This window comes from Rapidithrix thailandica, assembly GCF_039710355.1.
Taxonomy (GTDB): domain Bacteria; phylum Bacteroidota; class Bacteroidia; order Cytophagales; family Flammeovirgaceae; genus Rapidithrix; species Rapidithrix thailandica.
Genome location: NZ_JBDKWZ010000006.1, coordinates 198694 through 222445 on the forward strand (window position 1 = coordinate 198694; position 23752 = coordinate 222445).

General features: G+C 40.1%; 20 protein-coding genes and 1 tRNA gene. 8 read left to right on the forward strand and 13 right to left on the reverse strand.

What is annotated here, in order from left to right; genetic code table 11:
- The first annotated feature begins 342 nt into the window (after window positions 1–342).
- A complete protein-coding gene (locus AAG747_RS12140) occupies window positions 343–576 on the forward strand; it encodes a hypothetical protein (protein WP_346821443.1) in 234 nt (77 codons plus the stop codon).
- Between the two features lie 115 nt (window positions 577–691).
- Here AAG747_RS12140 and tig read toward each other — a convergent pair whose 3' ends face one another.
- Together tig and AAG747_RS12150 are read right to left on the reverse strand one after the other, a co-directional pair.
- Entirely contained in the window at window positions 692–2050 is a 1359-nt protein-coding gene (gene tig / locus AAG747_RS12145) for a trigger factor (protein WP_346821444.1), read from the reverse strand.
- 87 nt (window positions 2051–2137) lie between these two features.
- A tRNA-Leu gene (locus AAG747_RS12150) sits at window positions 2138–2219 on the reverse strand.
- A gap of 587 nt (window positions 2220–2806) precedes the next feature.
- Between AAG747_RS12150 and AAG747_RS12155 the strand changes: the two genes are divergently transcribed.
- Window positions 2807–5017 carry a RelA/SpoT family protein gene (locus AAG747_RS12155; protein ID WP_346821445.1) on the forward strand — a complete coding sequence of 737 codons (2211 nt, stop codon included), beginning with the start codon at window positions 2807–2809 and terminating at the stop codon, window positions 5015–5017.
- A gap of 57 nt (window positions 5018–5074) precedes the next feature.
- Here AAG747_RS12155 and AAG747_RS12160 read toward each other — a convergent pair whose 3' ends face one another.
- Together AAG747_RS12160 and AAG747_RS12165 are read right to left on the reverse strand one after the other, a co-directional pair.
- On the reverse strand, window positions 5075–5944 hold the full coding sequence (locus AAG747_RS12160; protein ID WP_346821446.1) for a sigma-70 family RNA polymerase sigma factor: 870 nt from the start codon (window positions 5942–5944) through the stop codon (window positions 5075–5077).
- 450 nt (window positions 5945–6394) lie between these two features.
- Window positions 6395–7243 carry a DUF4349 domain-containing protein gene (locus tag AAG747_RS12165; protein ID WP_346821447.1) on the reverse strand — a complete coding sequence of 283 codons (849 nt, stop codon included), beginning with the start codon at window positions 7241–7243 and terminating at the stop codon, window positions 6395–6397.
- A 371-nt stretch (window positions 7244–7614) separates the two neighbouring features.
- Here AAG747_RS12165 and moaA point away from each other — a divergent pair, with 371 nt between their 5' ends.
- Entirely contained in the window at window positions 7615–8616 is a 1002-nt protein-coding gene (moaA, locus tag AAG747_RS12170; protein ID WP_346821448.1) for a GTP 3',8-cyclase MoaA, read from the forward strand.
- Window positions 8617–8623: 7 nt separating this feature from the next.
- Here the strand turns inward: moaA and AAG747_RS12175 are convergent, their stop codons facing one another.
- The 6 genes from AAG747_RS12175 to rsmA all read right to left on the reverse strand — a co-directional run bounded on the left by AAG747_RS12175 (window position 8624) and on the right by rsmA (window position 13588).
- Window positions 8624–8815 (reverse strand): hypothetical protein, encoded by a 192-nt coding sequence (locus AAG747_RS12175; RefSeq protein ID WP_346821449.1) that lies wholly within the window; start codon window positions 8813–8815, stop codon window positions 8624–8626.
- 329 nt (window positions 8816–9144) lie between these two features.
- Window positions 9145–9759, reverse strand: a complete 615-nt coding sequence (locus AAG747_RS12180) for a hypothetical protein (protein WP_346821450.1) — start codon at window positions 9757–9759, stop codon at window positions 9145–9147.
- A gap of 162 nt (window positions 9760–9921) precedes the next feature.
- On the reverse strand, window positions 9922–10335 hold the full coding sequence (locus AAG747_RS12185; protein ID WP_346821451.1) for a hypothetical protein: 414 nt from the start codon (window positions 10333–10335) through the stop codon (window positions 9922–9924).
- A 200-nt stretch (window positions 10336–10535) separates the two neighbouring features.
- Window positions 10536–11183: an NUDIX hydrolase gene (locus AAG747_RS12190; RefSeq protein ID WP_346821452.1), complete on the reverse strand. Its 648-nt coding sequence runs from the start codon at window positions 11181–11183 to the stop codon at window positions 10536–10538.
- Window positions 11184–11428: 245 nt separating this feature from the next.
- Window positions 11429–12526: a DNA-processing protein DprA gene (gene dprA / locus AAG747_RS12195; RefSeq protein ID WP_346821453.1), complete on the reverse strand. Its 1098-nt coding sequence runs from the start codon at window positions 12524–12526 to the stop codon at window positions 11429–11431.
- Window positions 12527–12793: 267 nt separating this feature from the next.
- Window positions 12794–13588, reverse strand: coding sequence for a 16S rRNA (adenine(1518)-N(6)/adenine(1519)-N(6))-dimethyltransferase RsmA (rsmA, locus tag AAG747_RS12200; RefSeq protein WP_346821454.1), 795 nt, complete (start codon window positions 13586–13588; stop codon window positions 12794–12796).
- A gap of 269 nt (window positions 13589–13857) precedes the next feature.
- Here rsmA and pdxA point away from each other — a divergent pair, with 269 nt between their 5' ends.
- Window positions 13858–14946: a 4-hydroxythreonine-4-phosphate dehydrogenase PdxA gene (gene pdxA, locus AAG747_RS12205; protein WP_346821455.1), complete on the forward strand. Its 1089-nt coding sequence runs from the start codon at window positions 13858–13860 to the stop codon at window positions 14944–14946.
- A 63-nt stretch (window positions 14947–15009) separates the two neighbouring features.
- Here the strand turns inward: pdxA and hemL are convergent, their stop codons facing one another.
- Window positions 15010–16305: a glutamate-1-semialdehyde 2,1-aminomutase gene (hemL, locus tag AAG747_RS12210; RefSeq protein WP_346821456.1), complete on the reverse strand. Its 1296-nt coding sequence runs from the start codon at window positions 16303–16305 to the stop codon at window positions 15010–15012.
- A gap of 469 nt (window positions 16306–16774) precedes the next feature.
- On the opposite strand from hemL, the gene AAG747_RS12215 reads away from it, so the two are divergent.
- The 4 genes from AAG747_RS12215 (at window position 16775) to AAG747_RS12230 (ending at window position 20602) form a co-directional block, all read left to right on the forward strand.
- Window positions 16775–17416: a TetR family transcriptional regulator C-terminal domain-containing protein gene (locus AAG747_RS12215; RefSeq protein WP_346821457.1), complete on the forward strand. Its 642-nt coding sequence runs from the start codon at window positions 16775–16777 to the stop codon at window positions 17414–17416.
- Window positions 17417–17431: 15 nt separating this feature from the next.
- Window positions 17432–18769 (forward strand): ABC1 kinase family protein, encoded by a 1338-nt coding sequence (locus AAG747_RS12220; RefSeq protein WP_346821458.1) that lies wholly within the window; start codon window positions 17432–17434, stop codon window positions 18767–18769.
- A 115-nt stretch (window positions 18770–18884) separates the two neighbouring features.
- Window positions 18885–19277: a GtrA family protein gene (locus AAG747_RS12225; protein WP_346821459.1), complete on the forward strand. Its 393-nt coding sequence runs from the start codon at window positions 18885–18887 to the stop codon at window positions 19275–19277.
- A 296-nt stretch (window positions 19278–19573) separates the two neighbouring features.
- On the forward strand, window positions 19574–20602 hold the full coding sequence (locus tag AAG747_RS12230; protein WP_346821460.1) for a glycoside hydrolase family 73 protein: 1029 nt from the start codon (window positions 19574–19576) through the stop codon (window positions 20600–20602).
- An 85-nt stretch (window positions 20603–20687) separates the two neighbouring features.
- On the opposite strand, the gene AAG747_RS12235 is transcribed toward AAG747_RS12230, so the two are convergent.
- Both AAG747_RS12235 and hemF read right to left on the reverse strand, forming a co-directional pair.
- A complete protein-coding gene (locus AAG747_RS12235) occupies window positions 20688–21908 on the reverse strand; it encodes a serine hydrolase domain-containing protein (protein ID WP_346821461.1) in 1221 nt (406 codons plus the stop codon).
- Between the two features lie 597 nt (window positions 21909–22505).
- Window positions 22506–23423, reverse strand: a complete 918-nt coding sequence (hemF, locus tag AAG747_RS12240) for an oxygen-dependent coproporphyrinogen oxidase (protein WP_346821462.1) — start codon at window positions 23421–23423, stop codon at window positions 22506–22508.
- Between the last annotated feature and the right edge of the window lie 329 nt (window positions 23424–23752).

Sequence of the window (23752 nt, forward strand, 5' to 3'; positions counted from 1 at the left end):
CCTTCAACCTCCCTTGCCAGTTTGTTATACTCAAGGGAGGTTATTTTTTTAGATAATGAAGTGGTTTACACGTATCGTTTTTGACCGAAAATGGAATCCAAACCGGTTCCTCAAAGCACTTTTTGAAAAGAATAGCCAAAGCTATTGTTGAAAAAAATAACACAGAGGAGGCGTTTTTGAAACATTTTTTAGGAAAAAGAAAAAGTTTAATTTACTTCAAAGTACCAGGAGTAAGAGATAATCCCTTTTTACTATTTATTTTTCGCATTTGGGTTTGGTGGTTCATAGATAATTCGACAATTTTGTCTCCTCAATAATTTTAGGGAATAAAAAAATCAAATAATGAAAAAAGGATTGCTAAATGTGGCAGTAGTTATTGCCTTATTTTCATTGGCGTCTTGTTTCGGACAACACAACAAGGCTCCTAGCAAAGATGTTCATAAAGGTAGCGAATGGGTATACGGCCAAGCAGGCGGCCCTCCTCGCCAATTGGAAATCACCTACCCAGAGGACGAAACCGGAGAAGTAGCCGAAAAAATCGAAAACATTCGCCATAAGTTATACCCGGCAAAGTAATCATAGAAAATGATGCAAAAAGGGCTGATTCATCAATTTGAATCAGCCCTTTTCTTATGACATAAAAAAGAAGGTATCCTTATGGGATACCTTCTTTTTTTGTACAGAAAGAATCTTAGTTCTGGCCAAACTCTTCTTTGAAAACTTCTTCGAGTTTTTCCAAATCAACACTTTCCTTCTCTACTTTTATTTTTCCTGATACGTACTCGGCAATTTTTTCATTAAAGATGGTGTTGTAAACTTGCTCATAGTTTTTACCATTCTCATGGCGCAAGTAATTGTCAACAAATCCATCCAGCATCTCATCATCAAACTGCTGTGCCATACCATATCCCATAAAGCTACTTTGGATCAGTTCTTTGGCTTTGCTCCGGATATCCGCCTCTTCTACTTTCAACTCAGCATCGTCAAACAAACGTGTACTGATTACATTCCACTTCACTTCCTCCAAAAACTTAGGATACTGCTCTTCTACTTGCTCTTCAGTTGACTCCTCTTTGAAAGAATCTTTTAAGAACTTCTTTAATAATTCTTCCGGAAGTTCAAATTCGATTTTATTCAATAATTTTTCACGGATTCTTTTGTTCAACAAAGACTCCAATCCGTTTTCATTATTCTTTTTTAACTGCTCTTTCAGTTTCTCAGTAAACTCAGTTTCGTCCTTCGCCACATCTTTCCCTAACACCATGTCAAAGAAATCCTGATCCAATTGCGCAGGTTCGTTCCGGGTGATTTCAGTCACTTCCAATTCGAATTTACCTTTCAAATTTTCAGCTTCTTCCAACTCTATGCCGAACAAGTTTTTCACTTTCCCGGCATCAATGATGACCTCTTCTAAGGTAAACTCAATTTTCTCACCTTTTTTCTTTCCCACAAACTGCTCTTTTGCCTCCTCTTTCACCATTGTAGCGATGGGCAACAAAGTATCTTTTTCAAATTCTCCATCCACTTGCTTGAATACCCCTTTCACATAATCTTCCTCCGCAATTTCTTCCACTTGGGATACTTTAGGATAGCTTTCTTTCAATTTATTAACGGTCTTCTCGACATCAGCATCCGAAATTTCCAGATCGTAAGATTTTACTTTCTGTTTTTTGTTCAGCTCATAAGAAAACTCAGGAGTCAAACACATTTCGAACTCCAAATTCAGCTCTTCAATCCCCCCCTGCAATTCTTCTGGAGTAACCGGCTCACCTTTGTAGTAAGGATAAAAGAGATGTTTTACTTCGTTCTCTTTCAAGTACTTCTGCAAATTCTCAGAAACTGCCTTATTGAAGACCTCCTGAAGCAGTTCTTTGCCATACATTTTCTTGATTAATGAGGCAGGAACCTTACCCGGCCGAAAGCCCTTGAGGTTTACTTTTTTACCATAAGCTTTAAGTTGCTTATTAAATTCAGGATGGTAATCTGCCTCAGTTACTTTGACCTTCAGAACACCGTATGCTTCTGACTGTTTCTCGAGTTGGATGTCCAAGATTATAGAGTGTTTAGGTTAAAACAATTCTTTTACACAAGTTATAAAAAAAACCCAACTTGATGGCCAAGTTAAGGTTTCTTCTTGTGCGGATGGAGGGACTCGAACCCCCATGCCTCGCGGCGCTAGATCCTAAGTCTAGTGCGTCTACCAATTTCGCCACATCCGCTTTTCAATTGTTGCGAGTGCAAAAGTATAAACAAATTTCTAATTCACAATTTTTCCTCCAGTCTTTTTTGCATTTTCTTTATATCTCTCTCTGTTTGAAAGACTTATTTTTTTAGAAAGTTTTTTTCTGAAAAGATTCATTCAATTTCCAGACAAATTTGCTTAACTTCATTCTACTAAATCTGGAAATCCTTTTTAAACCTTATATAGCGTACAAAAATTGACCTACTGCGCGAAACGGATGCATATCTTTACAACAGCGTATTGGGTTGTTTGATAAAACCACAGAACTCCAACACCCAATTGACAGACTAAAAATATCTTATGGAAAAGCAAAGCAATACAGAGCCGCATGAATCACACTACCCCTAGCAAATAAGTGTACCGGCTCACATAATCACGAATTTAACACGCTTCATCCATAAGCGCACAATCCGGGTACAATTGAAAAAAAGAAAGCCAAATTCACTTTTCATTACTTTAAAATTTGTGAATGGTAGAATGCTCATTAATTTTCCAGTTCAATCCAGCTTTTGATTGAAATATATTAATTGATCTGTTTCCTTGAATATTTAGTTAGAGAAGTCTATGTTAACAATAGATATAGAGCAAGAGAACAAAACCTTATTAAGAAAATACAGGGCCTTACTCAGAAAAGCCAAACCCTTACTCAAAAATTACGAGGAGGACAGCAAACAAATCCGGAAGGCTTTTAAGTTTGCCGTGGATGCCCATAAGGATATGCGGAGAAAATCCGGTGAACCGTATATCTACCACCCCCTGGATGTAGCTACCATCGTAGTAGAGGAAATCGGCTTGGGCAAGACTTCCATCATTGCGGCTTTGCTACACGATGTAGTGGAAGACACCGAATGGGAACTAAAAGACATAGAGGAACGCTTTGGAACAAAAGTCGCCAAGATCATCGATGGCTTGACCAAAATATCGGCTACCGCCTCCAAAGGCCGCTCTTTACAAGCGGAAAACTTCCGGAAAATGTTGCTCACCATTTCGGAAGACATCCGGGTAGTTTTGGTCAAAATAGCCGATCGCTTGCACAACATGCGCACACTCGACAGCATGCCCAAAGACAAGCAACTGAAGATTAAGTCCGAAACGGAATACATCTACGCTCCTCTGGCACACCGCCTAGGTTTGTACAACATCAAATCCGAATTAGAAGACCTCTGTTTAAAATATTCCGACCGGAGTGTTTACGATGAGATCACGGAGAAAATCGAACAGACCCAGACCGTCCGGAACCGCTTTATACAAAACTTCATCAAACCGATACGGGCAGACTTAAAAAGACAGGGCTTTGAATTCAAGATCAAGTCCAGAACCAAGTCCATCCGCTCGATCTACAATAAGATGAAGCGGCAAGGGGTCTCTTTTGAACAAGTCTATGATTTGTTTGCGATCCGGATTATCTTTCAATCCATTCGCGAAGTAGAGAAAACGGGTTGTTGGAAGATTTATTCGGTAGTAACCGACCACTATACCCCTAATGTCAATCGTTTACGCGACTGGATCAGTGTCCCTAAAGCAAACGGATACGAATCCCTGCATACGACCGTCATGGGTCCCAAAGGTCAATGGGTAGAAGTACAAATCCGCAGTGAACGCATGGATGAAATTGCGGAAAAGGGATATGCGGCCCATTGGAAATACAAGGATAACTCTAATGACAAAGGGGACCAAGGGATAGAAGGTTGGCTGAACCGCGTCAGACAGCTATTGGAAGATAACAATACCTCCGCCATTGAGTTTTTGGATGATTTCCGGGCCAACCTGTTCAACAAAGAGGTATTTACCTTTACTCCCAAAGGAGATTTGAAAGTATTCCCGGGAGGTGCCACGGTACTTGACTTTGCTTTTGAAATTCATACAGAAGTGGGGGCCCGATGCTTAGGCGCCAAAATCAACGGACGCTTGGTGCCGCTTAATTACAAACTACAAAACGGTGACCAGGTAGAAATCCTTACGTCTAACAAACCTAAAGCTAACGAAGATTGGTTTAAGTTTGTCACCACCGGAAAGGCCCGCTCTAAAATCAAAGAATACCTCAAAGAGGACAAAAAGCGAATTGCCTCGATGGGAAAAGAAATCGTTGCCCGTAAGTTGAAACACTTAAAACTGCCGATGAATGATCAGGTGGTGAGGCAAATGATGGAGTATTTCAACCTAAAAACGGAAACGGAATTTTATTTCCAGGTTGGCGAAGGCATCATCGAACATAATCAACTCAAACGCTTCCAGGAGAAGAAGAAAAAGCAAGACAATACACCTAAGATCCGGCCTACCGATGCTAAAGAATTTAAGCAAAAAATCCGCGAGATCCGGAAAGGTGAGGATGAACTGGTAATCGGTGAGGATATTGACAATGTAGATTATAGCCTGGCTCCATGTTGCAATCCTATTCCCGGTGACGATATTTTTGGTTTTACAACAGTGAGTAGTGGTATTAAAATCCACCGTACAAACTGCCCGAATGCAGTAGCCATGATGGCAAACTACGGCTACAGGATTATCAAAGCCCGTTGGTCTTCTCTACAAGACAAGCAGTTTGATGTACATATTAACATTGAGGGTACGGATCGCATGGGCATCGTCAACGATGTAACCCGGATTATTTCCAGTCAGATGCGAGTCAATATCAAATCCATCCGCTTTGAAACCCGTAACAGTATCTTTGAAGGAGATATCAGTCTTTTGGTACACGACACCAAAGAAGTCTCCCGCATAGCCAAATTACTGGAAGGGATCGAAGGGGTAATCAAGGTAAAACGCTTAGAATAATTAAATCCATAACAATAGAAAAGGGAGGTCTTGTAAGCCTCCCTTTATTTCTTTGCTCTATCCTAAATATTCTACCAAAAGCTTGCTTCTGGATTTATTTCTCAATTTTTTAATCGCCTTTTCTTTAATCTGACGGACGCGCTCACGGGTCAGGCTCAACACTTCTCCAATCTGCTCTAACGACATGGCTTCTCCACCGCCAATACCAAAAAACATTTTAATCACCTGACGCTCTCTTTCAGTCAAAGTCGCCAAAGTTCTTTCGGTTTCGATAGCCAAAGAAGAACGGTAATTGATGTTCTCATCTGTTTTTTGAATGTTGTCATTCTCCAATACGTCCAATAGAGAATTGCTTTCGCCTTCTTGAAATGGCGCATCCACAGAAACTTGCTTCGAACCTGCATTCAGCGTACTGGTCACCTCTTCAGGAGCCATATCCAAGACTTTTGCCAATTCTTCAGGAGTTGGTTCTCTCTCAAACTCTTGCTCTAACTCTGAGAACGTTTTATGGATTTTGTTCAATGCCGCAGTACGGTTCAAAGGCAAGCGTACAATCCGGGATTGTTCCGCCAAAGCTTGCATGATGGATTGGCGAATCCACCAAACGGCATAAGAAATAAACTTAAATCCCCGAGTTTCGTCAAAACGCTGAGCGGCTTTTACCAAGCCCAGGTTCCCTTCATTGATAAGGTCATTCAAGGAAAGGTTTCTATTTTGGTATTGTTTGGCTACAGATACGACAAAACGCAAATTGGCTTTGGTCAATCTTTCAAGCGCTTTTTGATCTCCCTCTTTGATCCGCCTGGCCAGCTCCACCTCTTCATCAGGAGTTAACAACTCCACTTTACTAATTTCCGAAAAGTACTTCTCTAAAGACTCACTTTCCCGCCTGTTAGTAATGGTTTGGGTTATTTTCAGTTGACGCATTTTTATATAATTCGGTTAATTTGAGTTCTATTTGCTAGGTTTTTGGATTTTACTTACTTCAATCGTAGAACAACTAACAAAGGCAAAAGTTCTAAAACGAACCGCCTAATTTACGCCAAATAAATGAAAGAGTAAACAACTTGGCATATACTTATTGACAAATATTTATAATTTTTAAATCTCTAACGCTCACATACTTCCATAAGCCGGCCTCTAAACAGCCAGATCCACCAAAGGAATATGCTTCTTGTAAAAAACACCTGTTAGGAGAATAGACCAAATAATATTTGGCATTTAATGTTGCAGTTTGTCAGTTAATTTTGACAGTAGGTAAGATAAATGTATTTTGATGGAAAAATTGACATGGCATAAAGAACCGGAATTTTCAATTTTAACAGGAAAAATCAGTTTCTCCTTTTATGTAAACTCCTTTCCTTTCCATGAAATCAGTTATTGAACAGCTTTCTTTTCTCTTCCGGATTTACGAAAAAGCCATTTGAGCATGAAGATAGTCAAAATTAATAGCAATACAAAAGGCCAGGCTTCTATTAAAAATACAATAATGGCTAAGAATGTGTCCCATCCGGTTTTAAATCCACCTGTCACTTTCTCCATAAATGTCAAACCTGGCATAGCGGCCTCATAGCCTTTGACCTTTTGAAATAACTCTACACGCAGGGTACTATAACTCACCTGGTCTTGCAGATACTTCAGGCGCCCTTCTTGTGATTCGATCTCCGAGCGGACATTGCCTAATTCCGTTTGTACCTTTAATATTTCGTCAACGGACTTTGCTTTCTTCATTAATTCCAAAAAGCTCTGCTCCACCGCTTTTTTATTCTTTATACGGGCTTCCAAATCAATAAACTGCTCCGTGACATCCTGTACGTTTACCGTTTTCCGGTCCAGGTAGATGCCCAACCCTATAATATTTTGCAAAAGACTGTCAAAATTTCCCGCTTTTACCCGTATCTCTATTTGTTGATTAATTTCATATCCGAAATTACTCTCACTACTGGATGAGATATACGCATCAAATTGTTCCGTTAATACTTCAAGCTTTCCCGATGTGGCTTCCATATCTTTTACCTGCATACGCAAGTCGGCGGTTTTGATCAGTTTGGCTCCTCTGGATTGTTTAACAGAAACAGCGTCAGCACCAGGTGCGGCAAGCTGTTCACTGGCAACATCCGCTCCCACTTCAGCCAAATGGCCCAAACTACCAGCATACTCGGCTTTTTGAGCATTACACGCCCAAAGCATAAAACAAGGAATTAAGAGCAGTTTGTAAATCATCATAAAATCTTCAAATTAAATATATTTTCAACTTAGAGCATGTTTAAATCCGCTCTTTGGATTGTAAACCCTCTCTTCAAACACCTCGGCACATCATTGTAGTGAGTGGCATTCCGGTCAATTATTTTCCAAAAACCCAACCACTCAATTATTATTTTCTGAGCACCTTAAACAGAGAATATTCTTCATCAAAGAGGCATCCCACAACGAACATTAAATAGCTTCTCATATATGATAGTAAAATGAATGGCTATTTCAAATTTTATTTTATGCTCAGTATAGATTTCATTATATTGAATTACTTTTGTTAAGTACTGGTTGCTTGTCACCCACAAAATAATTTGCCTCATCAACTGGCCAAACCTCAACAAACTATGAAACCCAAAGCTATCATCGACAACCATGGACGCCCTGTCAACTATCTTCGCCTTGCTGTGACAGACCGTTGCAACTTGCGCTGTTTTTATTGTATGCCCGAAGAAGGGATTCACTATCTTCCCAAAAAGGAATTACTCACCTATGAAGAAATGTTGCGGCTCTGCCAAATTTTAGCCAGCTTGGGTATCAACAAAGTACGGATTACCGGAGGTGAACCCTTTGTTCGTAAAGACCTACTCTATTTTTTAAAGAACTTACGTAAAATTAAGGGCATTGATAAAATCAGTTTGACTACGAACGGAGTCCTTACTTATGACTATATTCCTGACTTGGTAGAATTAGGCATTTCTATGGTCAATTTAAGTCTTGACACATTGGATGCTGAAAATTTCCTGCGCATCACCCGTAGAAATGAATTTGAAAAGGTGATGCAAACCTTTTATGCATTGGTAGAATCAGGTATTTCTACTAAAATAAATACAGTAGTGATGGATGGGAAAAACACGGAAGACCTCATCCCATTAGCCCAACTCACCGAAAAGCATCCCGTATCGGTGCGGTTCATTGAAGAAATGCCTTTTAACGGTGAAGGCAATCACTATGCAACCCTCAAGTGGAGCCATCATAAAATATTGGACACCTTACGACAGGCATATCCCAATTTGCAAAAGCTCCCGGTCCCGGCCCATTCTACCGCCACCCTCTATCAGGTACCGGGTTTTCAAGGGAACATAGGCATCATTGCTGCATTTTCCAGAACTTTTTGTGGGACCTGCAACCGGATTCGCATTACGGCCCAAGGACTTTTAAAAACCTGCTTGTACGATGAAGGTGTACTCGACTTAAAACAAGTGATGCGAAGTGGGGCCAATGACCAACGACTGGAGGAAACGCTCATCCATGCATTCCGCCACCGGGCCAAAGACGGCTTTGAGGCGGAAAAACAACGCCAGAGTAACCACCCGGTAAAAGAATCCATGTCTACTATAGGAGGTTAACCCCTTACTATTCTAGCACTTCTTGTTTTTGTGGTAAGGGAAAGTTCAGCGTTACTTTCTCCTGATGTGCAAACAACCATATCAAGATAAGGGAAACCAGTATGGCAATCCATGCCTGCCTCTTTTTATTGTACATCCACATTTCCCGGATCCCTTGTTGTGAGTGCAGTTTGATATAATTATTATAAAAAAATATCATACTGTTTGTATCTCCAAATAATATGTACAGGGGGGGGCGGCTTTACCAATTCGCACTTTAATCTTGATCATTTTTAATTTGAACTTTTTCTTTTTCCTAACAAATGTTTATGACTTTTTTCTTGGAACTCAATTTCATTCACAAACAGCTCCACATATTCACTTTGCAAGCGAACTGTTCTCGGTTGATTTTTGGCTCTTCTGAAATACAAGTTAATTTCATTAAGCGCGATTTTAAAAAGCCAATTGGAAAACAGGGGAAAATTACTTATTTCAAGAGGGTGTGAAACAAGGTCAAAATCATGACAAAAAGGAAGGTAATTGATGAATTTATTTTCCGATCCGGCCAAGATGTAAACCAATGCCTGCCGTCATACTGAGGTTATGGATAAAAAAATGCTGTCCTGTATCTTCAAACTCTCCGCTACTTAAGGTATAGCGAAGAAGCAATTCCAAACTCAATTGCTTGAACCAAAAGTTGCCTAAACCAGCCCCGACAGAAAAATGCTGGATTTCAAAAGGAGATTTTACCAATATTTCATTGTCGTTCAGGACCTGTTCGGAGCCTCTCCCCCATCCCATTTGGGTTTCACCGAAAAAGCCTGACTTCAGATAATAACGGACATAAGGATTGAAGGTGTAATAACTTAAGGTATGCGACTCCGCATAGCTGATACTGGCAAAGGAACCAAACATATCCACACTTATTCCGGCTTGTAAGCGGTCCACCACATAAAACCCTACTTTAGGATTAAACATGGCATCTCCCAAAGCCGAGCCTGTACTCAAATTTAACTCTTCACTTCTTACTCCCAAACCCACGCCAAATACAGCCCCGGCATACAAGCTTCCTTTTTTTGTTTGAAACTCAAACATTTCCGCCTCTTCTAAGAATACCTTGGAAGTATCAGCCCCCTGGGATTGCCCCCATACTCTCATTGACAAACATGAAAGTATCAACCATATGGTTATATTGAGCCCTCGCATAAGTTTCTTTTGTATTAATGACCAGGAGATTTTTAACAAAGTAAAACAGTAATTTCCAAACAAGCTTCTTATTTTCCTCTTTTCATTTGAAAAAAATATCCAATTTTGAGCGTATGCCTCTTATTGAACGGGAAACATGATGAAGCCAGGATCATCCCGGACCTTCATCTTTTTATTTTCACCATTAATGGCTGTCAACTTTTTCAAATACAATACGACAATATCTCCTTTACTGGCAATGGTGAGCAACTTGCCCAAGCCTATTTCATTGGTATTGGTACTGATGACTTTACGAATGGGTAATTGTCCGCGGGTAAGAACGGCCTCTATTTTTTTACAAGAAAAGCTCACTTGACGAGCTGTGTCTTTGACGACTTTGGCCGTAATGTCTTTTGGTCCGTCTGCTTCAATAATTTGCCCGTTAAAGACCGGCTTTTTTTCATGAAAAAGTTTAACCTTGATTTGGTAAGCTTGTCCCCAAGCTACAGAAAGCTGTATAAACAGAAGCCCGGATAGAAGGATAGAAAACCGCATAAGTTGAATTGTGAGTGAGTTTAGTTTAACCTTTTGTTTTAAATGAGTGCTGTAAACAACACAGAGGGACAACGTATATCGACTCTCGAATGAAGGACTTTACGTTCTCTTATAATTTCGCAAATAGGATAAGTTAGGCTACTAAAAGTTAAACATCCTTTCAGGACTTTCAAAATTTAAAACAGAGGCACAGGGTTTGATCAACCGTCAATCACTGTGGACAGAACTTCTATTAATTCACTCATCATCATAGCCGTAGCTCCCCAGATAACTTTCTCTTTCACCACATAGGCAGGGGCCTGAATCCGTAAACGTTCCCCTACTTGTACATCTACATCTTTGCGGTTGGCCGGGTCGAAAAAATCTAATAAAGGAACTTCCACTAACTGATCAACTTCTACCGGATCCAAAACAAACCGGGGGCGTTCTGTAGAGTATGCCAGCACAGGTCTTACCATCATATTACTAGGGGGAATATACAAATCGGACATCTGCCCTAATATTTCAACCTTCTCATAAGGTATCCCCACTTCTTCTTCAGCCTCCCTTTGCGCGGTCATTACCAAATGCTTGTCGCCTTCTTCATACTTACCTCCGGGGAAGGCCATTTGCCCGCTATGCACCCCATTATATCGGGGGCGTTGAATAAAAGGAATAAACCATTGTTGTTGAAAAGGGTACATCAATACCAACACAGCAGACTTCCGGGGAACCACTCCGGTAGGAATTGAACGTTGTTCCCGCGTCTTGACAGACATCTTTAGATGTGCATCCAGCCCTGGCAATTTTTCGGTTAATTGATTTTTTATTTTTTCAACAAACGATTTTTGAAACAACCTTCTGTTCATAGAGTTTATATCAATACGATTTGAAGTGGTTTACATTTATAGTTTTTGCCCGAAAATGGAATCAAAACCGGCTCATCAAGGCACTTTTTGAAAAGAATAGCCAATGCTATTGTTGAAAAAAGTAACACAGAGGAGGCGTTTTTGAAACATTTTTCAGGAAAAAGAAAAAGGTTAATTCACTTCGTTAATAAAATACCATCCCTCTTTACTTTTCACAACACTTACCATCCTGTCTTTTATTCAGATTATTGAAGTTTTTTGCCTAGTGCAAACTTCTTCCCGGGTAGGGCTTGAACATATCCTTCAAACTCCATAGTCAACAACAAAGAGGCCAGCTTGTTCATTGGAATCTGCGTTTTAAAACTTAACTCATCGATCAACAGTTCTTTTTCTTTTAAGCATTGGATAATGGTTTTCTCTTTTTCTGAAAGATGCACCGGCACTAACAGCTCGGGAGGCTTCGCGTCTAAATCCCAATTCATAATATAATCCAAGTCGTCTACGGATTGAATTAAATGAGCTTTATGAGTTTTAATTAAGTAATTACAACCTAAAGAATACGGTTGGGTAAGATTGCCGGGCACGGCAAATACCTCTCGGTTATAAGAATTGGCAAGTTCGGCAGTAATCAGAGCCCCACCTTTTTTAGCGGCTTCTACTACGATGATTGCATCACACATACCGGCAATGACCCGGTTTCTCTCCGGGAATTTCGGTGCATCGGGCAGCGAGCCAATCCGGTTTTCGGAAAGCAAGCCTCCGGTTTCCAACATTCTTTGGGCTATTTCTTTGTGAACGTAAGGGTAGACACTGTCTACACCGTTGGCCATCACCCCTACGGTTGGGATTTGATAATCCAAGCAAGCTTTGTGTGCATGAATATCGATACCATAAGCCAAGCCACTGACCATCAAAATATTGGAATAACGCCTCAACTCCCGAACCAACTCATTGGTCATTTGAAATCCGTAACCGGAAGCTTGCCGGGTACCGACAATGCCGATGGTTTTGATGGTATTTAAGTCCGTTTTTCCTTTGAAATATAAAAGGCTGGGAGCATCGTAAATTTGTTTCAAGCGAAAAGGGTACTGTTCATCCATATAAAAAAGCAATTGGATATTCAGTTTTGCAGCCTTTTCCAATTCCTTTTCGGCAAGGGCAAAGGTCGCTTTTTTGGCGATTTCGGCAACCAAGCGTTCGCCTACACCCGGTACTTTTTTCAAGAAGGAATGCGGGGCTTTAAATACCTGCTCAGCTGACTCACAATAACTGATCAATGATTTAAACAGCTTATTGCCTATGCCTGGCACCATCCCTAATGCCATCCGATAAAAGGTTTCCATGGTGTATTGAAATAAGAGGTAAATTACCTGGTATTATTTGCCCTAGTTGTAAGATAGCAAATCTCCGAGAACCCGGCAACGCCCTCAGCCTTAGCCTTCTTTTTTCTGTCATAAAAAATCCAATCAAAAGAGGCCGAAAAGGCATGAACATTCACTATGGGGAATGAAAAAAGGCCCACGGCTTTCACTATGGGCCTGATTGTAGATATCATGTATCTCTCTTTTCAAGTACAGAACCCCATAAATTCATTCACTGTCCACAAGCACTTATTGCTTTCTAGCCTCCATTGCCTCAGTCACCAAATGGGTCAACTGTACAAAACCCTCCACAGACAATTGTTCAGCCCGTTTACCAAAAATTTCATCCTTCAAAACCAAGTCCCCACCCAACAAGCTTTTCAAAGCATTTCTTAAGGTTTTTCTCCGGTTGTTAAACCCTTGTTTCACCAATTTAAAAAACAATGCTTCATCGCAGTCCAGTTGTGTACATTGGTTTCGAACCAAAGAAAGAACCCCTGAGCGTACTTTGGGGGGAGGGTTAAACGCTCCAGGTTCTACGGTAAACTCATATTTAATATCGTAAAAGGCCTGCAACAAGACACTTAAGATTCCATAAGTCTTATTTCCCGGAGGGGCGGCAATCCGGTCAGCTACTTCCTTTTGAATCATACAAACCATTTCCGGAATCAGGTTGCGGTATTCATACAATTTAAAGAAAATCTGAGAGGATATGTTATAGGGCAAATTGCCAATCAAGGCCACTTTTTCAGGAAATAAACCGGGCAAGTCCAACTTTAAAAAATCTCCTTCGATGATTTGTTCTTCTGCCAATAAGAATTCTTTCAGGTAGGCCACTGATTCGGAATCCAGCTCTATCACTTTGAGTTCAAAGCGGGCATCATCTTTCAAAAACTGTGTCAATACTCCGGTACCGGGCCCAATTTCCAGCACCTCTTTGTATTCTCCTGTACCTTGCAAGCAAGCAGCAATTTTACCCGCAATCCGGTTGTCTTTCAAAAAATGTTGCCCCAGGTGTTTTTTCGGTCTTACGTTTGGTTTCATTGGATTGAATATAAAGACACTCCATGAGCATTCTGAAAATGCATACGGCTATTACTCAACAAATTTTCATTCAATTACTCATTGGAAAACCGTGTCATTGAAACATACAAAACAGTTGGCGCAACGGCCCGGATTCGCATCCTTTTTCTCCTGTTTCGTTTATTTAAGAAATATTATTTTACTTTAGAGATGATTAAGAAAAATGCACAGGATTCCGGCATTCTTTCTTATTAAGTTTAATTTTGTGAAGAAATAACAATCAATAAAAGATGGCAAATAAACAAAGGAAATCACAAAAACCACGAATTGGGATAACAATAGGCGATATAAATGGTATAGGACCGGAAATTATAATCAAGGTATTACAAGACAAAAGAATCGCCAACCTTATCACTCCCATTATTTATGGCTCCGGAAAAGTGTTGACCAAATATAAGCGATTACTCAACTTGGAAGAGTTCAGTTACCATCAATACAATACCAACAGTTATCTGAATGAAAAAAAGCCAAACGTAGTCAATTGTTGGCATGATTCCGCTGAAATTCAACCGGGCAAAGTAGTAGAACAAGCGGGAAAATACGCCTTACAGGCTATGCAGAGAGCTACGGAAGATCTAAGAAATGACTTTTTGGATGCGGTAGTCACATGCCCTATCAACAAAGCCAATATGCCCAAAGACGAATTTCCCTTCAAAGGACATACGGACTATTACACCAGTGAGTTTGAAGCCCAAAACAGCTTAATGGTCATGTGCTCCGAGCAATTAAAAATTGCTGTATTGACAGATCATATCCCCTTAACCGAAGTTAAAAAATTCGTTACCAGGGAGCGCCTCATCAACAAAGTGGAAGTGCTTGAGAAAATGTTGAAAGATGACTTTGGCATTCAAAAGCCAAAGATTGCGGTTTTGGGACTCAATCCTCATGCCGGAGAAGAAGGTTTGTTAGGGAATGAAGAACAAGAGGTCATCTCTCCCACCCTTTCGGAATTGCATAAAAAAGGCCACCTTGTCTTCGGGCCATATCCGGCTGACGGTTTCTTTGCCTCCCTTACGCATCAAAAGTTTGATGCGGTATTGGCTATGTATCACGACCAAGGGCTCATTCCTTTTAAAATACTGGCCTTTGAAGAGGGTGTAAATTATACAGCCGGCTTGCCGATTGTCCGCACCTCTCCGGATCATGGAACGGCTTACAATATTGCGGGAAAAGGCATTGCCCATGAAGGGTCTTTAAGAGAAGCCATCTTTATGGCACATAATATTGTGAGAAACAGAGAGGATAAAATCGAACGGAAAATCCGGGTAAATGTAGATGCCGAGTTGAAAAAAGACAGTAAGGACACTGTTCAAAACTAAGCAACCCGGTTAAGTCAGTAATAAGGGAAAATGAAATCAGCTTCATTTTCCCTTATTTTATTTTTAGGCGTGAATTGCTTTTAACGAATCCAGGTTGGCTTCAATTACCTTATCGATATCCTCATCCGTCAAGGCATAAGATAAAAACAGGGTTTCAAACTGAGACGGAGGCAAATACACTCCTCTGTCCAACATCGCATGGAAATACTTTTTGAACAGTTCCATGTTGCTTTTCTGGGCATCGGCAAAATTATTTACCGGCTCATTGGTGAAAAACAAAGTATGCATCGACCCGACTGTATTCATAGTATAATCCAGTCCCAATGATTCCAGGTTTTTTTGAAAGCCCTCATGCATTTTTTTGGTAACTTCTTCCAAACGACTATAAACCTCCGGATGTTCGTTCAAGTAACTTAACATCGCTAATCCCGCAGCCATGGCCACAGGGTTACCGGAAAGCGTGCCTGCCTGATACACAGGCCCCACGGGAGCCACATGATCCATAATCTCTTTCTTCCCGCCATAAGCCCCTACGGGCATTCCTCCCCCGATGATTTTCCCCAAGGTGGTCAAATCAGGAGTCACCCCAAAGAACTCTTGTGCTCCTCCTTTACGCAAACGGAACCCAGTCATCACTTCGTCAAAGACCAAAAGAATACCGTGTTCATCACATAAGGTTCGAAGACCTTCCAAATACGCCTTTTCAGGAAGTACACATCCCATATTCCCAGGCACCGGTTCAATAATGATTGCGGCAATCTCCCCTGGATTGAAGCGGATCACTTCATCAATTGCTTCCAAGTTGTTGTAAGGGGCTGACAAGGTATCCTGGGCAGTACCTTTAGTTACTCCCGGACTATTGGGTTGCCCTAAAGTAATGGCTCCGCTACCCGCAGCGATCAAAAAGGAATCTCCATGCCCGTGGTAGCAACCCTCGATTTTAATAATCTTGTCTTTCCCTGTAAACCCTCTCGCCAAACGAATTGCCGACATGGTGGCTTCGGTGCCGCTGTTGACCATTCTCACTTTCTCAATACCTGGCACCATTTGGGTAATCAACTCCGCTATTTCAACTTCTTTTTGACAAGGAGCACCAAAGGATAAGGAATTTTTTACGGCCTTTTCTACCGCTTCTTCTATCAAAGGGTGGGCATGCCCTAACACCATAGGCCCCCAACTATTGATCAATTCAATATACGTATTTTCGTCTTGATCGTACATGTAAGCACCCTTGGCGCTTTTAATAAACAAAGGGGTTCCTCCTACAGCTTTGAATGCCCTCACCGGTGAATTGACTCCTCCCGGAATTACTTGTTGAGCTTTTTCATATAAAGCTGTACTCTGGCTAATTGATTTCATATTGCTTTCGATATTTTTTTATTGAATTACGAATATTGGTCACTACCTTTAAGCTTTATTCGCTACTGATTATCAGCAGGATAGAACACCTTCAGATTTACACATAAAGCGTTGTAAATAAGCATGTTCAAGTTATTTAAACGCACCTGTTTTAAGACCAAATCAAACTGCCACTCAAAGGTAGTTGTTCCTAATAAGAAGGGAAAATATTAGATGGAGATTCTAAACACTAAACTCTTACAATCCGTTGAGCTAGTTATAGGAAAATTTACGACTTACAAGATGGAGGGTTCCTACGGTTAAGAATGAATTGAACGGGCAAGCAAACCTATCCTCTCTTGTCATTTAGCAAAAGCATAAAAAAAAAGAAACCTCCGAAATTCAGAGGTTCCTTCCCACTTTAATAAACTAAACTAACAAACAAACTTCAATTTACTAACCCTTACATTGACCATTTGTTATATCTAGTATGGAAAATTTCAAAAAAAACATTCAGGAAAAATACATCGAATATCTTTCTGAGTACCAACGAAAACCGAACTCCGTATATAGTTTTGTGAAAGGAATCGGCATAGAAGAAAAACAATTCTATGAATATTACAATTCTTTTGAAGATATTGACAATTCTATTTGGAAAAAACTGATAGAATCAACCCTTGAAGCCATACAAAAAGAAGAGGTTTGGCAACAATATTCCGTGAGAGAAAAAATGTTATCTTATTGCTATACCCTGATTGAGCAATTAAAAATACATCGCACTTACTATAAAGTAGTGGCAGAGTATACGTCCCCCAGCTTGTTTTACAAACGACCTGCCCCTTTGGAAGCCATGAAAGAAGCCTTTTCTTCATTTGCAAGTGATATGGTATTAGAAGGTATGGATAGTGGGGAAATGGTCAACCGGCCCTATTTCAGTGACAAATACACTGACGGTTTATGGTTATTAAATGTATTTGTGATCAAATTCTGGCTATCAGATTCCTCTACCGGGTTTGAAAAAAGTGATGCGGCCATTGAGAAAAGTGTAAACCTGTACTTTGATGTGTTAGCCAAAACCCCGCTCGACTCTGCCTTTGATTTTGCCAAATTCATGTTCCAAAACCGCTGTTAATAATTTCAACCAGTTATGAAAGAAGAAAACAAAACTCAACAAAGCATTCCCGCTACAAAAGTTCAAAGGGCGATGAAGTTTGTTACTACCGGTGCCAAGGTTGGTAAAAACTATATGAAGCACTATGCTAAAAAGATAGTGGATCCCAAGGTGTCCAGAGAGAACTTACATGAAGACAATGCCAACGATATATACGAAGCCTTAAGCGAATTGAAAGGCAGTGCATTGAAGGTAGCGCAAATGATGAGTATGGACAAAAACTTACTGCCCAGGGCCTATGCCAATAAATTTCAACGCTCGCAATATTCGGCCCCACCCCTCTCCTACCCCTTGGTAGTCAAAACTTTCCAGAAACACTTTGGTAAAAGTCCCAGTGAAATGTTTGATACGTTCACACAAGAAGCTGTGAATGCGGCATCCATTGGTCAGGTGCATCAAGCTACTTTACAAGGTAAAAAGCTAGCGGTAAAAGTACAATACCCTGGCGTGGCAGACAGCGTTCGTTCCGATTTGAAAATGGTCCGTCCTTTTGCTTCCAGGCTTCTAAGGGTTAATGAAAAAGATGTGGATTACTATATGGATGAAGTGGAAAGCATGCTACTCTCCGAAACGGACTATGATTTAGAATTGCAGCGTTCCATAAAATTGTCACAAACCTGTATGGCTTCTATTGCCAATGTTTCTTTCCCAACTTATTACCCTGAATACTCCAGTACCAAAGTACTCACCATGGATTGGCTGGAAGGAAAGCATATCGATCAGTTTATGGCCGACAACCCTTCTCAAGAGCGTTGTAACCAAATCGGACAAGCCTTATGGGATTTTTATAATTTTCAGGTACATGAATTAAGGGAGGTACATGCCGACCCACATCCGGGAAATTTCATCCTGCAGGATAATGGCACCTTGGGCATCATTGACTTTGGCTGTGTCAAAGAAATTCCGGATGAATTTTATTACCGCTATTTTCCAATGATCAATATTCATATACTAGAACATCCGGAAAAGCTTCAAAAGATTTTTCAGGACCTGAATTTTATTTACCCGGATGATACTGCCGAAGAGAAAAAACAATTGGAAGCTATATTCATTCAAATGATTAAATTATTGGGCAAACCTTTTCACAATGGGACTTTCGATTTTGGGGACGAAGGATACTTTAATGAAGTATATGCGTTTGGCGAAGCGACTTCCGATACTCCCATTTTAAAAAACTCCAAAAAAGCCAGAGGCTCCAAACACGGTTTATATGTCAACCGTACATACTTTGGACTGTATCATTTGCTTCACCAATTGAAGGCTCAAGTAAATACGCAAGCAAACTGGTACGAAGATATACTGGATCATGTATAAAAGTCTATGGATGATTCTACATTACAATATTTCAGTAATCGGCTTTGTTTTGCATAAGCCAAATTCAGCATCTAACTTTGCAGCTTTATTTTTTGTCTATTAGTTTAGAAGTTGAATGTCACTGGCTGTATACGAATTAATTCTCAAGTTTATAAAATTTGGTGTAGTGGGTGGTTCCGGAGTAGGAATTGACTTCGGACTCACCTATTTGCTAAAAGAAAAAGCCAGTTTTCAAAAGTACATGGCCAATAGCCTCGGTTTTATCGTAGCAGCAAGTTCTAATTATTATTTTAACCGGGTCTGGACCTTCGAGAATCACAACCCGGAAATCGCCTTGCAATTCTCGAAATTCATTCTGATTTCATGCATTGGCTTATTGCTGAACAACCTCTTTATTTTTCTGCTCAATAATAAATTCAAGCTTCATTTCTACCTTGCCAAATTATTTGCCATTGGCATTGTCACCATGTGGAATTTTGCGGCCAATTATATATACACCTTCAGTTAATCCTGCTCATTAATTAAGCATTTGTTAACTTTCCTCTTTCTTTAATTAGAAGCAACCTTGTAATTAGCCTCTAATTTTACCCCTGTTTAGCAAGCCCTCTCCTGTAAATACTTGACTTCAATACAATTGATAAATTTTTTAACATTAAATGTTAAATATATTGACATTGATATTTTCAGCCCCTACCTTTGTAGTATACTTTTCAGCTAAATCATAGAAAGACGATGAAGACGAACTACTCAATCATACAATTACCCTCTGAGAATTCCATTTACTTAACCCAGAAATATACTTCAATGAAATCATCCAAACCGTTTAAACTTCCTATTAAATATGAAGCAGGAAACCTCCGGCCATTCTTCCCTGATTTCTCGGTGATACTCCCCCCTGCATTGTTCCATACCAATCGCTTGTTACTTTACATTATCATTGGTTTACTGGTATATATCATATCACAACAAAGCTTCCCCTCTATCTTTCAATCGGAAGCCAACACACCCATCGTTTCCACTGAGGACATACAAGCGGTAAAACCAGCAAAATCTTACGCTTACTACCCAATGAACCCATTGCATTCTACTCAACCGGCATTCCTTCCCGATCCAGCGAAAAACCTATCCTATGAAGAGGAGTTTTTAGTGAGAAAACAACTGTTGATCACAGAAGCTCTAATTAAAGAAAAAGCACCCCGGATTGACCAACTATCAGCAAAAGCAACCCTAGGCCTTAACAAAGATATCAGTAATCTATTTGCAGAAATCGTACTCAAAAACACTCCTATGGAGGCGCATGTACTTTCCTTTTTTACCGATACGTCAAAAATTAAAATTTTTGAAACGGCACTTATGGAGCAAGCTAAATTTAACGTACCGGCCTCCGTAAAATTAGCCCAAGCAGCCCTGGAAACCGCCTATGGCAACCGGGTAGTTGAGAACAACTACTTTGGAATCAAAAGCAAAAAACGCAAAGGAGAGACTACCTTAACCGTTGAATATTTAACACCAAAACAAATGAAGCAATTTCAGGGGAGAGTTATATCCAAATCAAAAACCCAACGGGAGGGCAAGCTGTATTACCGTTGTGTAGTGCGAGATCATTTCGAGAAATTTTCCACTCCTTGGGAGTCTTTCAGGGCACATTCCCTACATCTTAGCACTAACCCTCGTTATGCCTCGCTTTTTACAAAAGGGAAAGATTACAGAGCCTGGACAGAAAAATTGGGCAATGCTCAAAACGGAGGAGTAGGCTATGCTACCAACCCGGCATACGGTAAATTACTAAAGAAGATCATAGAAAAATACAGGCTGTACTTATTGGATTATTAACCAACCTCCTGAAATTATGATTAGCACTTTAGGTCCTCACCCGTTATAAAGTTCTTATGTGAGAAAGTTACTTTATAACGGGTTTTTACCACATATAAACTTTCTCAAACAGATCATGCTCCGGCCAGCTTTTTACCGATCCCTGAACATTTTGCATCAAGTTATAAATATCCCTGTAAAACCCAGGTCCTTTCCAGGTACTGGTATTCGAAACAAACACCCAAGTGCTTCCGTCTTCCAGTCGGCACACCAAAGACGCTGCACCTGCCATATTCCCTGTACGCATCCATTTATATTTATCCGAATACATCCATCCCATGGTCAATTGATTGGCTGAATCGGCTCCGGCCATCAGGCGGATAGAAGCATCGTTCAGGATATTTTCTTTGGTTTTATCACCGTCAATTGCCATCACAAAGCGAATCAACTCCACCGGGCTTGTCACCCATCCCCCAGCCGGCCCCAAAGCCTCAATATGATTTCCTTCATACACTCTTGATACGGAATCACCGGTACCATAAATTGAAAGTTTCGGCTCGGCATCTTCAAAATCGTAATGCATCACCTCATCCGTTCTTTTATCTTCTACCCGGTTCTTCGCCAAATGCATTTGATGGACTCCTATGGGTTGCAACAATTGAGTTTGAACATAGGATTCGTAGGATTCCCCTGAAACTTTTTCGATGATAGCCCCTAGTAAACAATATCCAAAATTCGAATAATCAAAATAAGACCCCGGGTGAATATGTCGCTTTTGCTTCAACATAAAATGCAACGTTGTGGAAAAAGCCGGAGGGCAAGCCGCATCCATGGTATTGGCAATATCCAAGGGGATAAACATAGGATCAGTGCGGAATTGGTTTATAAACCCGGAGGTGTGGTTTAACAAGTGCTGAACTTCTATATCCAATACTCTTTTGTTCCGGGGGTGCAGATAAAGGCTATCATTTAAAATCCCATTTTCCCCAAACACCTTATCCGTTAACTCAATTTTACCTTGTTCTTTTAATTGCATGATTGCTGCTGCCGTGATTAATTTAGACACGCTCGCAATCCGAAATTGATGAAAAGGCTGAACCAAAATTTGTTCTTCTTCATTAGCATACCCGAAGCCCTTGGCATATTTCAACTTCCCGTCTTTAGCCATGGCTATGGAAGCTCCTTTCAACTCCCATTTTTCCAAAAAACGATTAATTTTCCGGTCTACTTTGGAAAAAACATCCAACTCCGAGTCTTTATTTCGTAAGAGATGTAATTGAGGGCGAATCTCCGGCAAGTTATTTTTAGACGCAACTTGCTCTGTCATTGGAAAGGTAATTATAAAAAAAACTACAAATAGGAAAACAGTCCTCACTAGTACACTTCGCTCCATCATGCCTTAAAAAAATCGTATAGTATTGTTCTATAGGTTGAGAACATGTTTAAATCTCACCTTTTGGGTTGGAGACTTTCATCATCAAAGGGGCGACCTCTCAAAGGAGAACCTCCCGCAACGAATTTCAAACATGCATTAAATTCTAATTTTGAAAAAGAAAAATTATACAGATTCACTTTTCCCCCAATCCTTACACAAGTATATTGCCAGTATTTTTTTATCTTTTTATACTAAATCAAGAAGTATTTATACAAAAAAAAGCCACCCAGGCTCTTCTTCCAATAGTTCAATTTATCACTAATTTAGTACAATATCTTCTATTGCTTTGTCGTGTACCACATTATACAAGTCATCACCAGCTTGGCTACACGTTGTTAAATGCACATTGTATTTGAGTCAAACTGTTGAAAAGTACAATTACCCACTCTACAAAGATGTAGAAACATTCCACAATTTCATTTTGTTTTATTTATAATACCTTTAAAAACTTACATTTTTATACCTCCATTACTTACTTTTTCATGGAGATCACTCCCCAACCCAGTCAATCCCTTTTTTGAGCAAACCCAAGGTCTGTTGTTCCTTACTATGCTTTTCAGGCACAAAATCGTATACCCATTTGACTTCCGGAGGCAAACTCATTAGGATGGATTCGGTCCGGCCATCAGTATCCAATCCGAATTTTGTCCCCTTGTCCCAGACCAAATTAAACTCCGCATACCGTCCTCTCCGAAGTAGCTGCCAGTACCGCTCTTGTTCTCCGTAAGCCATAGAGTGGTTTTTCTTCATAAAATGAGTATAAATTGGCGCAAAGCTTTTCCCGACTTCTTGTACAAATGAAAAAACCTGCTCTTTTGTAAGTTGAGTATTTTCAGACAGGTGATCAAAGAAAATACCTCCCACTCCCCGGGTTTCTTTGCGGTGTTTTATATAAAAATAATCATCCGCCCAGTTTTTAAATCTCGAATAAAACGAAGCATCATACCTGTCACAAACGTCCTTCAGCGCCAGATGAAAATATCTTGCATCCTCTTTGTCCACATAATGCGGTGTAAGATCGATACCACCCCCAAACCAATATTTCCCATTATCCATTTCAAAGTAGCGCACATTCATATGTATAATAGGCACCATGGGGCTGATAGGATGCAAAACAATGGAGACACCTGTCGCAAAAAAATCAGCCTCTTCCAACTCGAGTGCTTTTAAAATTCTTTCAGGCGTTTTACCGTATACCGCAGAAAAATTCACTCCTCCTTTTTCAATCACAGTTCCGTTTTCTATTACGCGCGTACGTCCTCCGCCACCCCCCGACCTTTCCCAACGATCTTCACGAAACTTACCTTTTCCATCAGCCTCTTCCAATGCTATACAAATCGCATCCTGAAGCGTTTTAAATTCCTCTTCTATGTCTTCTTTATTGACTATTTGATGTGTATCATTCATTCTATTCAATGATTTTAAGTTTTTATTTAACAAGCTCAACTTTATCTTGTTAAACACAATGAGGAAAAGTCTTTATTTCAAGGTACATTCACCTCATTCGGCTTTCAACTAAGTGCATGTTTAATTTTCATCCCTTGGGTCAAAAACGAATTTTAAACATACTCTAACTCACTTACAAAGATAGCATTCAAATAAATATTCATCCGCTGAAATACAAATACCATAGGAAGCATAAGCAATTTCACAAAATAAGAGTTGACAAAACGCTCTTTTCAAGTGTCTTTTTAGTAAGCCCGGGTTAGTCAATCAAAATAACCCCCTTAAAATTT

What these genes read in the sequence shown, in the direction of transcription:
- AAG747_RS12140 (WP_346821443.1), top strand. Translation starts at nt 343, where the DNA reads ATGAAAAAAGGATTGCTAAATGTGGCAGTAGTTATTGCCTTATTTTCA.
- AAG747_RS12155 (WP_346821445.1), top strand. Translation starts at nt 2,807, where the DNA reads ATGTTAACAATAGATATAGAGCAAGAGAACAAAACCTTATTAAGAAAA.
- AAG747_RS12160 (WP_346821446.1), bottom strand. Translation starts at nt 5,944, where the DNA reads ATGCGTCAACTGAAAATAACCCAAACCATTACTAACAGGCGGGAAAGT.
- AAG747_RS12165 (WP_346821447.1), bottom strand. Translation starts at nt 7,243, where the DNA reads ATGATGATTTACAAACTGCTCTTAATTCCTTGTTTTATGCTTTGGGCG.
- moaA (WP_346821448.1), top strand. Translation starts at nt 7,615, where the DNA reads ATGAAACCCAAAGCTATCATCGACAACCATGGACGCCCTGTCAACTAT.
- AAG747_RS12175 (WP_346821449.1), bottom strand. Translation starts at nt 8,815, where the DNA reads ATGATATTTTTTTATAATAATTATATCAAACTGCACTCACAACAAGGG.
- AAG747_RS12185 (WP_346821451.1), bottom strand. Translation starts at nt 10,335, where the DNA reads ATGCGGTTTTCTATCCTTCTATCCGGGCTTCTGTTTATACAGCTTTCT.
- AAG747_RS12190 (WP_346821452.1), bottom strand. Translation starts at nt 11,183, where the DNA reads ATGAACAGAAGGTTGTTTCAAAAATCGTTTGTTGAAAAAATAAAAAAT.
- dprA (WP_346821453.1), bottom strand. Translation starts at nt 12,526, where the DNA reads ATGGAAACCTTTTATCGGATGGCATTAGGGATGGTGCCAGGCATAGGC.
- rsmA (WP_346821454.1), bottom strand. Translation starts at nt 13,588, where the DNA reads ATGAAACCAAACGTAAGACCGAAAAAACACCTGGGGCAACATTTTTTG.
- pdxA (WP_346821455.1), top strand. Translation starts at nt 13,858, where the DNA reads ATGGCAAATAAACAAAGGAAATCACAAAAACCACGAATTGGGATAACA.
- hemL (WP_346821456.1), bottom strand. Translation starts at nt 16,305, where the DNA reads ATGAAATCAATTAGCCAGAGTACAGCTTTATATGAAAAAGCTCAACAA.
- AAG747_RS12215 (WP_346821457.1), top strand. Translation starts at nt 16,775, where the DNA reads ATGGAAAATTTCAAAAAAAACATTCAGGAAAAATACATCGAATATCTT.
- AAG747_RS12220 (WP_346821458.1), top strand. Translation starts at nt 17,432, where the DNA reads ATGAAAGAAGAAAACAAAACTCAACAAAGCATTCCCGCTACAAAAGTT.
- AAG747_RS12225 (WP_346821459.1), top strand. Translation starts at nt 18,885, where the DNA reads ATGTCACTGGCTGTATACGAATTAATTCTCAAGTTTATAAAATTTGGT.
- AAG747_RS12230 (WP_346821460.1), top strand. Translation starts at nt 19,574, where the DNA reads ATGAAATCATCCAAACCGTTTAAACTTCCTATTAAATATGAAGCAGGA.
- AAG747_RS12235 (WP_346821461.1), bottom strand. Translation starts at nt 21,908, where the DNA reads ATGACAGAGCAAGTTGCGTCTAAAAATAACTTGCCGGAGATTCGCCCT.
- hemF (WP_346821462.1), bottom strand. Translation starts at nt 23,423, where the DNA reads ATGAATGATACACATCAAATAGTCAATAAAGAAGACATAGAAGAGGAA.